Origin of the sequence: Aeromonas sp. FDAARGOS 1417 (assembly GCF_019046985.1) — a bacterium.
In the GTDB taxonomy this organism is placed as follows: domain Bacteria; phylum Pseudomonadota; class Gammaproteobacteria; order Enterobacterales; family Aeromonadaceae; genus Aeromonas; species Aeromonas veronii.
The window spans coordinates 2,522,501-2,536,712 of record NZ_CP077221.1; the positions used below are offsets into that span (position 1 = coordinate 2,522,501).

The 14,212-nt window shown below is 58.3% G+C and carries 12 protein-coding genes (1 of these 12 only partly in view); 6 read left to right on the forward strand and 6 right to left on the reverse strand.

Annotated features, from left to right (window positions below; all coding sequences use genetic code 11):
• A protein-coding gene (locus tag I6L47_RS11400; protein WP_216947453.1) for an NnrS family protein crosses the window boundary here: on the forward strand, positions 1 to 847 show its 3' portion. It extends 350 nt beyond the left edge of the window; only the last 847 of its 1,197 coding nucleotides appear in the window; its start codon lies beyond the left edge, outside the window; its stop codon occupies positions 845 to 847.
• Between the two features lie 16 nt (positions 848 to 863).
• Here the strand turns inward: I6L47_RS11400 and I6L47_RS11405 are convergent, their stop codons facing one another.
• The gene (locus I6L47_RS11405) at positions 864 to 1,433 is read right to left on the reverse strand and encodes a helix-turn-helix domain-containing protein (protein ID WP_216947454.1); all 570 of its coding nucleotides are present in this window, start codon (positions 1,431 to 1,433) and stop codon (positions 864 to 866) included.
• A 119-nt stretch (positions 1,434 to 1,552) separates the two neighbouring features.
• Between I6L47_RS11405 and I6L47_RS11410 the strand changes: the two genes are divergently transcribed.
• Positions 1,553 to 2,728 (forward strand): benzoate/H(+) symporter BenE family transporter, encoded by a 1,176-nt coding sequence (locus I6L47_RS11410; RefSeq protein ID WP_216947455.1) that lies wholly within the window; start codon positions 1,553 to 1,555, stop codon positions 2,726 to 2,728.
• A gap of 122 nt (positions 2,729 to 2,850) precedes the next feature.
• Positions 2,851 to 3,915, forward strand: a complete 1,065-nt coding sequence (locus I6L47_RS11415) for a DUF3103 family protein (RefSeq protein WP_216947456.1) — start codon at positions 2,851 to 2,853, stop codon at positions 3,913 to 3,915.
• Positions 3,916 to 3,978: 63 nt separating this feature from the next.
• Here I6L47_RS11415 and lpdA read toward each other — a convergent pair whose 3' ends face one another.
• The 5 genes from lpdA to ampD form a co-directional block, all read right to left on the reverse strand.
• Positions 3,979 to 5,406 carry a dihydrolipoyl dehydrogenase gene (lpdA, locus tag I6L47_RS11420; RefSeq protein ID WP_005341659.1) on the reverse strand — a complete coding sequence of 476 codons (1,428 nt, stop codon included), beginning with the start codon at positions 5,404 to 5,406 and terminating at the stop codon, positions 3,979 to 3,981.
• A gap of 148 nt (positions 5,407 to 5,554) precedes the next feature.
• A complete protein-coding gene (gene aceF / locus I6L47_RS11425; RefSeq protein ID WP_005355085.1) occupies positions 5,555 to 7,444 on the reverse strand; it encodes a pyruvate dehydrogenase complex dihydrolipoyllysine-residue acetyltransferase in 1,890 nt (629 codons plus the stop codon).
• Positions 7,445 to 7,563: 119 nt separating this feature from the next.
• Positions 7,564 to 10,224 carry a pyruvate dehydrogenase (acetyl-transferring), homodimeric type gene (gene aceE, locus I6L47_RS11430; RefSeq protein WP_216947457.1) on the reverse strand — a complete coding sequence of 887 codons (2,661 nt, stop codon included), beginning with the start codon at positions 10,222 to 10,224 and terminating at the stop codon, positions 7,564 to 7,566.
• A 79-nt stretch (positions 10,225 to 10,303) separates the two neighbouring features.
• Positions 10,304 to 11,068: a pyruvate dehydrogenase complex transcriptional repressor PdhR gene (gene pdhR / locus I6L47_RS11435; protein ID WP_005336127.1), complete on the reverse strand. Its 765-nt coding sequence runs from the start codon at positions 11,066 to 11,068 to the stop codon at positions 10,304 to 10,306.
• Between the two features lie 278 nt (positions 11,069 to 11,346).
• A complete protein-coding gene (gene ampD / locus I6L47_RS11440) occupies positions 11,347 to 11,922 on the reverse strand; it encodes a 1,6-anhydro-N-acetylmuramyl-L-alanine amidase AmpD (protein ID WP_139440264.1) in 576 nt (191 codons plus the stop codon).
• Positions 11,923 to 12,052: 130 nt separating this feature from the next.
• On the opposite strand from ampD, the gene I6L47_RS11445 reads away from it, so the two are divergent.
• The 3 genes from I6L47_RS11445 to tapA all read left to right on the forward strand — a co-directional run bounded on the left by I6L47_RS11445 (position 12,053) and on the right by tapA (position 14,209).
• Complete coding sequence (locus tag I6L47_RS11445; RefSeq protein WP_040068932.1) at positions 12,053 to 12,523, forward strand: TIGR02281 family clan AA aspartic protease; 471 nt, start codon at positions 12,053 to 12,055, stop codon at positions 12,521 to 12,523.
• A 3-nt stretch (positions 12,524 to 12,526) separates the two neighbouring features.
• On the forward strand, positions 12,527 to 13,402 hold the full coding sequence (nadC, locus tag I6L47_RS11450; RefSeq protein ID WP_216947458.1) for a carboxylating nicotinate-nucleotide diphosphorylase: 876 nt from the start codon (positions 12,527 to 12,529) through the stop codon (positions 13,400 to 13,402).
• 327 nt (positions 13,403 to 13,729) lie between these two features.
• Entirely contained in the window at positions 13,730 to 14,209 is a 480-nt protein-coding gene (tapA, locus tag I6L47_RS11455; RefSeq protein ID WP_216949346.1) for a type IVa pilus major pilin TapA, read from the forward strand.
• The last annotated feature ends 3 nt before the right edge of the window (positions 14,210 to 14,212 follow it).

A 14,212-nucleotide genomic window follows, 5' to 3' on the forward strand; every position in this document is an offset into this window, starting at 1 on the left:
CCTGATGGCGGCAGACCTGCTCTGGTTGCCGCTTTGTACCTGGTTCCTTGCCAAGCCGATCTTGATAACCCGGCAATGGCGCAACCTCTTCTTCGTGCCCCTGTTGCTGATACTGACCTTGCTCAATGGTGCCAGCTGGTTATGGCAGGCCGATTGGACCACCGTTGAGCACCTATTGATCACCACTGTGCTGTTGTTTACCACCCTGATCGCCGTGATGGGTGGAAGGGTGATTCCGTTCTTCACCGCCCGAGCAACCGGTCAGGAGAAAGCTGCACCTCTACTCTGGCTGGAGCGGGCGGCGCTCGCGACACAGTGGCTTATCTTGCTCTGCTGGCTGTTACTCCCCACCCAATGGGTCACCAGCATATATATAGTGCCTCTCTATATAGTGGCGGCGAGTTTGCATCTGTGGCGGCAACTGCGTTGGCATATGCCATCGACCCTTGCGCATCCCCTGCTGTGGTCACTCCATCTCGCCTATTTGTTTATCCCTCTTGGCCTGCTCGCCCTTGCGGCACATAGCACGGGTCTGCCCATCACGTTGTCGATGGCCAGTCACCTGCTCAGCGCAGGCTGTATGGGCACCATGATCCTGGGCATGATTGCCCGAGTCTCCCTCGGCCATAGCGGTCGGGCCTTGCAGGTAGGACGCAGGATCACTGGCGCATTCGCCCTGGTTATCGCTGCCGCTACAATGCGGGTGACGATTCCGCTGTTCTGGCCTGCTTATACCCTGCATGGCTGGAACCTCAGCGCGCTTGCCTGGATCGCAGCCTATGGTCTGTTTGTCTGGGTCTATACCCCGATACTGATCCGCCCCAGAGCAGATGGTCGACCGGGTTGATGACTGCGGAACATGTTCAGGGTGTTGCCACCGGATAGTGGATGAGGTTGTGGAAAATCGCCGGGGCTATGCCCAGATTGCGATAACCGTGGGGACGGTCGGCAGCAAAACGCACCGCCTCTCCTTGCACCAATGAACGCCACTCCCCTTCCACCAGCACCTCCATCATGCCGCTGATGACGATGACATGTTCGGTCACTCCCGGCTCATGGGACTCGGATTCACGCTGGTAACCCGGCAACAGGGTCAGCTCAAGCAATTCGAAGCCAAACCGGTTTTCATAAGGGAAGAGCGGCGCCACTTGCATGCCCTCTCCCGCTGGCTGCTGGCGAATGGCATCGGCGGTGCGATAGAGCACCTCAGCCTGCGCAGCGGGTGTGGGCTCAATGAAACTGGAAAATGAGACTCGAAAACCGGTGGCTATCTTCCATAGCGTCGCCACCGTCGGGCTGGACTCTCCCCGCTCAATCTGCCCCAGCATCGCTTTGCTGACACCCGTTTCGCGCGCGGCGGCATCCAGGCTCCAGCCGCGTTCGCTGCGCAGCCCCTTCAGTCGAGCAGCCAGATGCTGACTCATCTCTTGCATAACTGCCTCTTTATTACTCTTGCACGATGCACCTTGTGCGCTATAACGCACGGCGATATAGTCAAAGCTGTATTGTACGTAATAACGCACAGCGCGTCACAACGCCAAGAGGAAGAGTCATGCCCTTCGCACTCCCCCATCTGGTCGCAGGCTTTATCGCAGTGATGGTCGGCTACACCAGTTCCGTCATCCTGATCATCCAGGCCGCCACGGCAGCAGGTGCTGATACTGCTCAAGTCGCCTCCTGGCTCTGGACGCTGGGGATCGGCATGGGGGTGAGCTGCATCGGCCTCTCTCTCTATTACCGCATACCCATACTAACCGCCTGGTCCACACCGGGCGCGGCACTGCTGATCATCACGCTTGGCAACTTCACTCTGGCGGAAGCCATCGGCGCCTTTGTGATCTCCTCCCTGCTGATCACTCTGTGTGGCATCAGCGGCTGGTTCGACCGTTTGATGAAACATATCCCGGCTCCGCTGGCCGCCGCCATGCTGGCTGGCGTACTGCTCAGATTCGGACTTGATCTGTTCAAGGTCGCCCCGCAAGACCCCTTGCTGCTTGGCACCCTGCTGCTGACCTTCCTGCTGGGGCGTCATCTCTGGCCCCGCTATACCATGGTGCTGGTACTGGGAGTAGGGATGCTGATCTGCAGCGTGCGGGGGGATCTGCAGCTGGCAACTCTACACTGGCAACTCGCCAGCCCAGTCTGGACATGGCCAGTCTTCTCCCTTGATGCCCTGTTTGGCATCGCGCTGCCGCTGTTCATTGTCACCATGACATCGCAAAACATGCCGGGGATTGCCATCTTGCGGGCCCATGGCTATCAGCCTGCCACCTCCTCGCTGATCAGCTGGACCGGCCTGACCGGCCTGCTGCTCGCCCCTTTTGGCGGCTATGCCTTCAATCTGGCTGCCATCACTGCCGCCATCTGCATGGGCAAAGAGGTCGACCAGGATACCAAGCGCCGCTGGCCTGCTGCGGTTTGGGCGGGTTGCTTTTATCTCGTGACCGGCTGCTTCGGTGCAACCGTCGCGGCCCTGTTTAGCGCCTTTCCGGCAGCTCTTGTCACCTGCGTCGCTGGTTTGGCCCTGCTAAGCACCATCGGCAGCAGTCTGCACTCGGCCTTGCAACAGGATGAAGCGCGAGAAGCTGCACTGCTCACCTTTATTATTACCGCGTCCGGGATCAGCCTGCTCGGCATCGCGGCAGCCTGCTGGGGTCTGCTGATTGGTCTGGCTATCTATCAGTTCCAATCATATCGACAAAGGAATCAATTGAACCTCAAACCGTGAACCTCTGCACACTATCCAGATAAAATGATTCACAAGTGAAACTAATTTCCTTCTAGTGGCGTCAGGGCACCAATCTTCCCGGACATGGTGCCCTGTCAGGTTCCATGCAACGGAGAATAAAAATGAAAAATCAGGCTGTCTTGTTACTACTGGCCATACTGGGTGCTACAAGCGTCCAGGCTGCCGATACGGATCGAGAGCTGGCTCGCCAGCTCGCACTTCAGCAGAAAAACCTGCTGCCCCTGCTGAGCAATCAGCAATACCAGAGCCCGCTTCCCACCCTGCTGCAGAAGGCCAGTCCACGGCTTAAACGGCAGGCGAGCGATGCCAACCAGGCGGCCATCAGCCGGCAAGGACTGGATGGCGAGGTCAAGCAACTGATGCAGTTGCGACTGGCCAACACCGATCAGGCCGCCGCACTGCAACAGGGCGTCGAACCGCTGGTCGCCTATGTTCCAAGTGGAGATGAGAAGAGCTGGAGCGCCATTGAAGCGTTCGACAGCGCTGGCAATCCCGTCTATCTGGATGTGGACAAGGCACCGGCCCGGCCGGTTCTGGTAGTCGAAGCCGATCCCGTCAAAGCCAAGAACGCAGGCTTGAAGGTGATGCGCAAGGCGCTGGCCGATGCGGATCTGCAAAGCGCTCCGCGAGTGGCGGCCAGCACGGCGCCACTCAAGACCAGTATCCTGAAAAAGATCAGACTGAAGGATGATCAGGAGCCCTGGCTGCTCGGCGCGGCCGAAGTGTATGCGGTGGTCGCAGGGGTCAATCCCAGTCGGGATGAGCCAGTAGTCGATATTGTCGACATGCCCTACCTCGACTATGACAACACAGACTACACCCCCAACCAGATCCTGGTTTACTGGGATCGCTATCGTTGGGGTGCCGTCGATGTGGTGATGATGGAGCAGGATGACAACGTCAACTACAAGGATCTGAGCGCCCTGCTGATTGAAGCCCTCAAACTCGGCTTTACTGCAGGTGGCGTGCCGGAAGCGCTGCCCTTCCTCGATCTCGGCGGTCGCATCGTCAAGGCACTACCCGACTCCTGGATGACCAACAACGACGACTATCTGGATACCTTCTACACACTGGAACAGGATCAGGTCTATCGCCAGTATCCGGGAGCGGCAGGCAATGCCGTGATCGATCTCGAGCCGAAAGAGATCGCCCCGACCAGACCCTGACGGGACAGCCGAAAACAAAAAGCCGCTCATTCGAGCGGCTTTTTAGACAAGAGGGGAAGAAAATTACTTTTTCTTCTTGGCCTTGGCGTTCGGCAGGTCGGTGATGGAGCCTTCGAACACTTCGGCAGCCAGACCCACGGACTCGTGCAGAGTCGGGTGAGCATGGATGGTCAGCGCGATATCTTCGGCGTCAGCACCCATCTCGATGGCCAGACCGATTTCACCCAGCAGTTCACCGCCGTTGGTACCCACGATGGCACCACCAATGACGCGGCCGCTCTCCTTGTCGAAGATCAGCTTGGTCATACCGTCGGAACAGTCGGACGCGATGGCTCGGCCGGAAGCAGCCCACGGGAAGGTGGCGACTTCGAAGTTCAGGCCCTGTTGCTTGGCTTCCTTCTCGGTCAGACCAACCCATGCCATCTCTGGCTCGGTGTAGGCGATGGACGGGATCACTTTCGGGTCGAAGTAGTGCTTCTTGCCGGCGATAACTTCAGCGGCAACGTGACCTTCGTGAACACCTTTGTGTGCCAGCATCGGCTGGCCAACGATGTCACCGATGGCGTGGATGTGCGCCACGTTGGTACGCAGCTGCTTGTCCACCTCGATGAAACCGCGCTCGGTCACGGCAACGCCAGCTTTCTCGGCATCCAGCATCTTGCCGTTCGGCACACGACCTACGGCAACCAGCACGTTGTCGTAACGAACCGGCTCGGCCGGGGCGTGTTTGCCTTCGTAGGAGACGTACAGGCCGTCTTCGCGCGCTTCAACTGCGGTGACCTTGGTCTCCAGCATGATGTTGAATTTCTTGGCGACGCGCTTGGTGTAGATCTTGACGATGTCTTTGTCGGCAGCCGGAACCAGCTGGTCGGCAAATTCAACCACGTCGATCTCGGAACCCAGAGAGGAGTAAACGGTACCCATCTCCAGACCGATGATGCCGCCACCGATAACCAGCAGTTTGCCGGGAACGGTTTTCAGCTCCAGCGCATCGGTAGAGTCCCATACGCGCGGGTCATCGTGGGGGATGAACGGCAGCTTCACCGGACGGGAACCGGCCGCGATGATGGCGTTGTCGAAGGTCACGGTAGTCTTGCCGTCTTCCCCGGTCACTTCGAGCGTGTTCGGGCCGGTAAATTTACCCAAGCCGTTAACAACCTGAACTTTACGCATCTTGGCCATGCCAGCCAGACCGCCGGTCAGCTGGTTGATAACCTTCTCTTTCCACAGACGGATCTTGTCGATGTCGGTCTGCGGTGCACCGAAGACGATGCCGTGCTCGGCCAGCGCCTTGGCTTCTTCAATCACTTTGGCAACGTGCAGCAGCGCCTTGGAGGGGATGCAGCCCACGTTCAGGCAGACGCCACCCAGGGTGGAGTAACGCTCGACGATAATAGTATCCAGACCCAGATCGGCTGCACGGAAAGCAGCGGAATAACCGGCAGGGCCAGCACCCAGTACTACGACCTGGGTTTTGATTTCTTTACTCATCATGACCTCTTTGTCGTTCTTATATCCCCGGACAGCGCAGTCTTATACCGAAACGGGTGGCTGCAGCCGTGAAAAAAACGGGGCAAGTTTACGATCATGTTAATGAAATGAGAAGTAAAAAGGGCAGGCTCTGGGCCCGCCCTCTCACTTACAGGACCAGTCGACGAATGTCGGACAGCACGCCGTTCATGGTGGTGATGAAGCGAGCCCCATCGGCACCATCGATCACGCGGTGGTCGTAGCTCAGAGCCAGCGGCAGCATCAGGCGCGGCGCGAACTCTTTGCCGTTCCACTTCGGCTTCATCTCGGACTTGGAAACACCGAGGATAGCCACTTCCGGCGCGTTGACGATCGGGGTAAAGCTGGTACCGCCGATGCCACCCAGGCTGGAGATGGTGAAGCAACCGCCCTGCATGTCGGCAGCGGTCAGCTTGCCGGCACGGGCCTTCTTGGAGATCTCGGCCAGATCGCGAGACAGCTCCATGATGCCCTTCTTGTTAACATCGCGCACCACGGGCACAACCAGACCGTTGGGGGTATCTACCGCCACACCGATGTGGATGTACTTCTTCATGATCAGCTTGCTGCCATCTTCGGACAGGGAGCTGCAGAAGCGCGGGTGAGCTTCCAGCGCCTTGGCGGCGGCTTTCAGGATGAACACCAGCGGGGTGATCTTCACGTCTGCCTTCTGCTTCTCGAGCATCGCGTTCTGCTCTTTGCGGAACGCTTCCAGCTCGGTGGTATCGGCTTCGTCGAACTGGGTGACATGAGGGATCATGACCCAGTTGCGGTGCAGGTTCGGACCGGAGATCTTCTGGATGCGGGTCAGCTCGACCTCTTCCACATCACCGAACTTGCTGAAGTCTACTTTCGGCCACGGCAGTACGCCCAGACCGTTGCCACCGGCTACGCCAGCAGAGGCAGGAGCGGACTCGGCACGCTTGATGGCATCCTTCACGTAGGCTTGCACGTCTTCTTTGACGATGCGGCCCTTGCGACCGGAGGCTTTCACCTTGGCCAGGTTGACGCCGAACTCGCGCGCCAGACGGCGTACTGCCGGAGAGGCGTGCACGTAAGCATCGTTGGCAACGAAATCGGTCGCAGCGGCAGTAGCCTGGGCAACCGGAGCCGGAGCAGCGGCAACAGGGGCTGCAGCGACCGGAGCGGCAGCTTGAGCAACCGGCGCGGCGGCAGGAGCAGCGCCAGCTACTTCGAAGACCATGATCAGGGAACCGGTGGAGACCTTGTCACCCGCCTTCACCTTGATCTCTTTGACCACACCGGCGAACGGCGCAGGCACTTCCATGGAGGCCTTGTCACCTTCCACGGCGATCAGGGACTGGTCGGCTTCAACCTTGTCACCCACCGCAACCATGATCTCGGTGACTTCCACTTCGTCGCCACCGATATCCGGTACGTTGACCTCTTTGGCAGCAGCGGCAACCGGAGCAGCAGCCACAGGCGCGGCAGCTTGAGCCGGAGCAGCAACGGCAGCAGGCGCAGCGCCAGCCACTTCAAATACCATCACCAGAGAGCCGGTAGAGACCTTGGCACCAGCGGCAACCTTGATCTCGACCACGCGGCCTGCGAACGGAGCCGGTACTTCCATGGAGGCCTTGTCACCTTCCACGGCAATGATGGACTGGTCAGCTTCTACCATGTCGCCCACGGCAACCATGATTTCAGTCACGTCCACTTCGTCGTCACCGATGTCCGGTACGTGCACATCTTTGCGCACGGCAGCGGCAGGTGCGGCGGCCGGAGCAGCAGCAACCGGTGCAGCCACTTCCGCAGGGGCAGCAGCGCCTTCGGCTTCAAAGATCATGATCTGGGAACCGGTGGCAACCTTGTCGCCCACCTTGATCAGGATCTCTTTGACGATACCGGCGGACGGAGCCGGAACTTCCATGGAGGCCTTGTCGCCTTCTACCGCGATGATGGACTGGTCCAGCTCGACCTTGTCACCTACGGCCACCATGATCTCGGTGACTTCAACCTCATCGGCGCCGATATCCGGCACCATAATCTGTTTGGACATTGTGCTTTATCCTCTTGCGTCGATCCGCGTGGCTGGCTGATGCCGCCACGCACATCTCGCGTTAACCGTTTTAAATCCTGGCAGGGTCGCGCCGTATGACGGCGCGACCCTTGATCCACTTACGCGTACAGCGGGTTGACCTTGTCGGCATCGATGCCGTACTTGGCGATGGCGTCGGCCACAACCTGCTTGTCTACCTCGCCGCGCTTGGCCAGTTCGGTCAGAGCAGCAACCACCACGTAGAACTCGTTCACTTCGAAGTGACGACGCAGGTTGGCACGGCTGTCGGAACGGCCGTAACCGTCGGTACCCAGCACACGGTAGTTCTCGGTCGGAACGAAGGCGCGAACCTGATCGGCGAAGGACTTCATGTAGTCGGTCGCAGCGATGGTGGCTTCGGAACCCAGTACCTGAGCGATGTACGGTACGCGAGCTTCGGCAGTCGGGTGCAGCATGTTCCAGCGATCCGCGTCCTGACCGTCACGAGCCAGCTCGTTGAAGGAGGTGACGCTGAACACATCGGAACCGATGCCGTACTCGCTGGCCAGGATCTGGGCAGCCTTGCGCACGTGACCCAGGATGGAACCACAACCCAGCAGCTGAACTTTCGCCTTGGCACCGGCGACGGATTCCAGCTTGTAGATACCCTTGCGGATGCCTTCCTCGGCGCCTTCCGGCATGGCCGGCATGGCGTAGTTCTCGTTCAGGGTGGTGATGTAGTAGAACACGTTCTCCGGGTTCTCACCGTACATGCGGCGCAGGCCGTCCTGTACGATCACCGCCACTTCATAGGCGTAGGACGGGTCGTAGGAGATGCAGTTCGGGATGGTGTTCGCCAGGATGTGGCTGTGACCATCTTCGTGCTGCAGACCTTCGCCGTTCAGGGTAGTACGACCGGAGGTCGCACCCAGCAGGAAGCCACGGGCTTGCTGGTCACCGGCTGCCCACGCCATGTCGCCGATCCGCTGGAAGCCGAACATGGAGTAGTAGATGTAGAACGGGATCATCGGGCAATCGTTGGTGCTGTAAGAGGTCGCAGCAGCCAGCCAGGAGGACATGGCGCCCAGCTCGTTGATACCGTCTTGCAGAACCTGACCCTGCTTGTCTTCCTTGTAGTAGGAGACGATGTCGCGGTCTTGCGGGGTGTACTGCTGACCGTGCGGGCTGTAGATACCGATCTGGCGGAACAGACCTTCCATACCGAAGGTACGGGCTTCGTCAGCGAGGATCGGAACAATGCGCTTGCCGATGGACTTGTCTTTCAGCATCACGTTCAGGGAACGCACGAATGCCATGGTGGTGGAGATTTCGCGCGCCTGCTCACCCAGCAGCGGGCCAAAGGCATCCAGTGCCGGGATTTCCAGCTTGGTGGTGCTTTCGCGCAGACGGGTCGGCACATAGCCTTTCAGGGCGGTGCGACGGTCGTGCAGGTATTTGTGCTCGGCAGAACCGGCTTCGATCTTCAGGTAAGGCAGATCGGCCAGCTGCTCGTCGGCCACCGGCAGGTTGAAGCGGTCACGCAGGTGACGCACGGAGTCCAGCTCCATCTTCTTGACCTGGTGAGCGATGTTCTTGCCTTCGGCCGCTTCACCCATACCGTAACCCTTGATGGTCTTGGCCAGAATAACGGTCGGCTTGCCCTTGGTCTGGGTCGCCTTGTTGAACGCGGCGAACAGTTTGCGAGGATCGTGACCACCGCGGTTCAGAGCGAAGATCTCCTCGTCGGTCATGTCTTTGACCAGCGCGGCAGTTTCCGGATAACGGTTGAAGAAGTGCTCACGGATGTAGCCACCGTCGCGGGACTTCATGGTCTGGTAGTCACCGTCCACGGTCTCGTTCATCAGCTGGATCAGCTTGCCGGAAGTGTCTTTCTTCAGCAGCTCATCCCACTTGCGACCCCAGATAACTTTGGTGACATCCCAACCGGCGCCGGCGAACAGGCCTTCCAGCTCGTTGATGACCTTGCCGTTACCGACAACTGGACCATCCAGACGCTGCAGGTTGCAGTTGACCACGAATACCAGGTTGTCGAGCTTTTCACGCACGGCAACGGTCAGGGCACCCTTGGCTTCCGGCTCGTCCATCTCGCCGTCACCCAGGAAGGCGTAAACGGTCTGCTCGGAGCAATCCTTGATACCACGGTCGGTCAGGTACTTCAGGAAGCGAGCCTGATAGATGGCGGCGATGGGGCCCAGACCCATGGATACGGTCGGGAACTGCCAGAAGTCCGGCATCAGTTTCGGGTGCGGATAGGAAGGGATACCCTTGCCGTCCACTTCCTGACGGAAGTTGTCCAGCTGCTCTTCGGTCAGACGACCTTCAGCAAACGCACGGGCGTAGATGCCCGGGGAGATGTGACCCTGGAAGTAAACCAGATCGCCACCATCCTTCTTGTTGCGAGCACGGAAGAAGTGGTTGAAGCAGACATCATAGATGGTCGCAGAAGAAGCGAAGGAAGACATGTGACCACCCAGGTCCAGGTCTTTCTTGGACGCGCGCAGCACGATCATCATGGCGTTCCAGCGGATGATGGCGCGAATGCGGCGTTCCATCTCCAGGTCACCCGGGTAGTCCGGCTCGTCGCTGGACGGGATGGTGTTGATGTAATCGCGATTTGCCTTGGCAGCCACGTCCACACCGCTTGCGCGGGCTTTCTCGGCCAACTGTTCAAGGATGAACTGAGCGCGTTGCGGACCCTCTTCACGCAGCAGGGATTCCAGAGAGGCAAGCCACTCCAGCGTTTCTATCGGGTCCACATCGTTCTTCAGGATATCAGACATGGCTGGTTCCTATGTTGTTGTGATTGCACGGCATTGCACGGCGAAGGGCGCAAGCATTCGACAATAAAGCCTTGTGGGATTAGTTTTCCTGCTGACGGATCCGACGCATGGATCGCTGGATCCGGCTGTCTTCCCTCTGCATATCCAACAAGGTGTCCTCGATAAAGGCCAGATGCTCATGACAAGCTGTTCTGGCCCGCTCCGGAGCCCCCGAAAGAATAGCCTCGATCAGATTCGCGCGATGGCGACGTATCTTGGCTACCACTCCCGGGCGGCGATTCAAAATCTCGTTATTCTGCAGAATGTTCTGTTCGAGCATCGGGCTCATGGCCCGCAGCAGGTGCAGCAGCACCACGTTGTGGGACGCCTCGGCCACCGCCAGATAGAACTGGGTCACGGCTGCCGATTCGGCCACCAGCGAGCCCAGCTGGCCCGCCTCTTCGATAGTGGTTTGCACCTGACGAATACGCTCGAAATCAGACCCGGTTCCCCGCAAGGCCGCGTAGTAGGCACAGATGCCCTCCAGCGCGTGGCGAAACTCCAGCAGGTCATACTGGGCTTCCGGGTGGGTACTTAGCAGTTCGAACAGAGGATCGGCGATCCCCTTGCTCAGGGCATTCTGCACATAAGTGCCGCCGCCCTGACGGCGATAAAGCAATCCGCGCGCTTCCAGTCGCTGGATGGCTTCGCGCAGGGAGGGGCGCGATACCTGAAACTGGATGGCGAGTTCCCGCTCGGGAGGCAATTTCTGTCCCGGCTGCAGGCTGCCTTCCAGAATCATCTGTTCCAGCTCGGCGACAATGGAGTCGGCCAACTTGGGTTGCGTAATCTTGCGATAGGGCATGAGGCTACTTTGTTAAATTGGTATTACCAATTTCATAGATGGGGCGAAAATTAGCAGAGGCCTTTTGAAAAGTCCACTCAAAAGATGATCTGAGTCAAGAATCAGCCCTGCCACTTAAGAGGTAAAGCAGGGGAAACATGATTTAGCTCATAGAAAATGGTCTGACCAATATTCTTGACTTCGCTCACAAATAACATTTGCGCAACCAGAGACAAAAATGGCCTGCCAGATAGGCAAGCCATTGATTTTAAAATCCAAACTAAATTTGAATATTTACTTTAGCTGTTTAGTAGTTGCCGGTAGTAATCCCACTGGAAACTGGCTCCGGGATCCGTCTTGCGCCCTGGCGCGATATCGCAATGGCCGACAATTTTTTCGTGGGTGATGGCCGGATAGCGCTCCGAAATAGCTCGAGTGAGCCCTGCCAATGCCCGGTATTGAGCCTCGGTGTAGGGGATTTCGTCAGTCCCTTCCAGCTCGATGCCAATGGAGAAGTCATTGCATGCCTCCCTCCCCTGCCAGCTCGAGATACCAGCATGCCAGGCGCGCGCGCCGAACGGCACATACTGCACCAGCTCGCCATCACGGCGGATCAAGCAATGGGCCGAAACCCGCAACTGATGGATACCGGCAAAATAGGGGTGGGCCTCGGGGTCAAGCCGCCCCATAAAGAGATCGTCGATAAAGGGGCCGCCAAACTCCCCCGGCGGCAGGCTGATGCCATGCACCACCAGCAGGGAAATATCGTCCGGCGAGACCCGTTCATTGTGGTGAGGAGAAGGCACCCGGCGCGCCTGCTGGCACCAGCCAGCGGCATCGATAGAGAAACAAGGTTGCGAAGCGAGTTGGGTCATCGGCTACTCGAGTTGGCTGATAAATGGCGAAAAAACGAAGATACCTGATAGGCAACCCAGCACCAACTCACTGAATCAACGGGAAATGGTATGTTAGGCTGAGTCATCTTCCGCTCGACATGGATGGGGTATGCAGCACACGGCACGCTGGATGTGGTTACTGGCCTGGCTCTCTTTGATGGGCCTGCTGACCCTCTATTTTCACTCCCGCAACCAACCCAGCGTCACCGCCAGCGGCGAGCTGTTGCTGCGGGCCGACCAGAGCGGCCACTATCGTCTGGAGGGTGCCATCAACGGCCAGCCGGTGCAACTGCTGCTCGATACCGGCGCCACCCGGATCACCATCCCGCAGCAGGTTGCCGAGCGCCTCGGCCTGACCGCTCATGGCAGCAGCCAGGTCAATACCGCCGCGGGGCAGATCCGGGTCGGCAACGGCACCATCGAAACGCTGGCGATGGGGCCATTGACCTTGTACGATCTGGCCATCTTTATCAATCCGGCGGCAGACGGTGACGAAGTGCTGGTTGGCATGAACGCCCTCGGTCGGCTGGAGCTGGTTCAAAAAGAGCGGCAACTGCTGCTCAGACCCTTGCAGGAATAAGGCATGTTTCAACAGGATGTCAGCCGCGCCGTGCGCGCCGCACTACTCGAAGATCTGGGCGATGCCCTCACCACACTGGACCAACCGGACGCCAGCGCCGATATCACCGCCCAGCTGATCCCGGCGGATCGGATGGCCAGCGCCCGGGTCATCACCCGCGAAGCCGGCGTATTCTGCGGCCAGCCCTGGGTGGATGAAGTCTTCCTGCAACTGAAGGCCCAGCTCGGTGGCGAAGTGAAGGTGGAATGGCTGGTGCAGGATGGCGAAGTGCTCTCCCCCAATCAGGAGCTGTTCCGCCTCCATGGCCCTGCCCGCCTGCTGCTGACCGGCGAGCGCAATGCGCTGAACTTTGTCCAGACCCTCTCCGGCGTCGCCACCCTCACCGCGCGCTATGTGGCAGAGCTGGAGGGCACTGACTGCCGCCTGCTCGACACCCGCAAAACCATCCCCGGGCTGCGCACCGCCCAGAAGTACGCGGTTACCTGCGGTGGTGGCAAGAATCACCGCATCGGTCTCTACGACGCTTACCTCATCAAAGAGAACCATATCCTCGCCTGTGGCGGCATTGCCGAAGCGATCAATGAGGCTCGTCATCTCAATCCGGGCAAACCGGTGGAGGTGGAAGTCGAAACGTTGGCAGAGCTGGAACAGGCGCTGGCGGCACACGCCGATATCGTGATGCTCGACAACTTCGACGTGACCATGATGCGGGAAGCAGTCGCCATCAATCAGGGCCGCGCCAAGCTCGAAGTCTCCGGCAATGTGACGCTGGATACTCTGGCCGAGTTTGCCGCCACCGGTGTCGATTTTATCTCGGTCGGGGCGCTGACCAAGCATGTACGGGCGCTCGATCTCTCCATGCGCTTTATCCAGCAGTGAGATTCACCCCGCAGGCCTGAGCAAATACTCGACCTAACCAGATAAACAACTTGCAAAAGGCGCCATAGGCGCCTTTTCTTTATGCAGGCTCCCTCAGCAAAGGAGTGTAATGACGGACCCGCTTCGTCTCATAAAAAAGAGTCGTTAGAAGCCTCTTATTTTATGATTTATATCATGTTTTTGGTAAATGATAGAAAAGTGGTTAACAAAGGCGGCAATCTCTGTTGCCACCCCTCACAGCTCGGATAAGATACTGACGTGCGGATGATTTTCCACCGACACTTCCCAGGAACCAAGGATAAAAGGATATTTTCCATGAACAGCGAAATGAAGAAACAATCAGGCTTTACCCTTATTGAACTTATGATCGTGGTCGCGATCGTGGCAATTTTGGCGGCGGTAGCACTGCCGGCGTATCAAACCTATACACAGAGAGCAAAATTTTCTGAGGCAATCTCAGCTGTTGGGCCAGCAAAAACAGCGTTCGAAGTTTGTATCCAAGCAGCCGATGAAGATGGCGCAAATATTGATATAACCGCAGGTGCCGCAAATGAAGATTGCACTACGGCAGCAGCGAATGCTTTAGCAGCAGGCATTGCCAACTCAGATGCGACAAGAATTGCAGCTGCAGCCGCAGGTGATACCGAAGTAATAGCTAATGACGCTACTACAATCACCATTAGAGTTGAAGGTGGGACAGACTTCGCTGCTGATACCCAATTTGATTTAGTCGGTACGGTTCAAGCAAATAAGCAAGTCAACTGGACAAGAAATACTGGCACCTGTGTGGCAGCCGGTCTTTGCTAACGC

Excerpts from the sequence above, each read along its gene's own strand:
- I6L47_RS11405 (WP_216947454.1), bottom strand. The coding sequence starts at position 1,433 with ATGCAAGAGATGAGTCAGCATCTGGCTGCTCGACTGAAGGGGCTGCGC.
- I6L47_RS11410 (WP_216947455.1), top strand. The coding sequence starts at position 1,553 with ATGCCCTTCGCACTCCCCCATCTGGTCGCAGGCTTTATCGCAGTGATG.
- I6L47_RS11415 (WP_216947456.1), top strand. The coding sequence starts at position 2,851 with ATGAAAAATCAGGCTGTCTTGTTACTACTGGCCATACTGGGTGCTACA.
- lpdA (WP_005341659.1), bottom strand. The coding sequence starts at position 5,406 with ATGAGTAAAGAAATCAAAACCCAGGTCGTAGTACTGGGTGCTGGCCCT.
- aceF (WP_005355085.1), bottom strand. The coding sequence starts at position 7,444 with ATGTCCAAACAGATTATGGTGCCGGATATCGGCGCCGATGAGGTTGAA.
- aceE (WP_216947457.1), bottom strand. The coding sequence starts at position 10,224 with ATGTCTGATATCCTGAAGAACGATGTGGACCCGATAGAAACGCTGGAG.
- pdhR (WP_005336127.1), bottom strand. The coding sequence starts at position 11,068 with ATGCCCTATCGCAAGATTACGCAACCCAAGTTGGCCGACTCCATTGTC.
- ampD (WP_139440264.1), bottom strand. The coding sequence starts at position 11,922 with ATGACCCAACTCGCTTCGCAACCTTGTTTCTCTATCGATGCCGCTGGC.
- I6L47_RS11445 (WP_040068932.1), top strand. The coding sequence starts at position 12,053 with ATGCAGCACACGGCACGCTGGATGTGGTTACTGGCCTGGCTCTCTTTG.
- nadC (WP_216947458.1), top strand. The coding sequence starts at position 12,527 with ATGTTTCAACAGGATGTCAGCCGCGCCGTGCGCGCCGCACTACTCGAA.
- tapA (WP_216949346.1), top strand. The coding sequence starts at position 13,730 with ATGAAGAAACAATCAGGCTTTACCCTTATTGAACTTATGATCGTGGTC.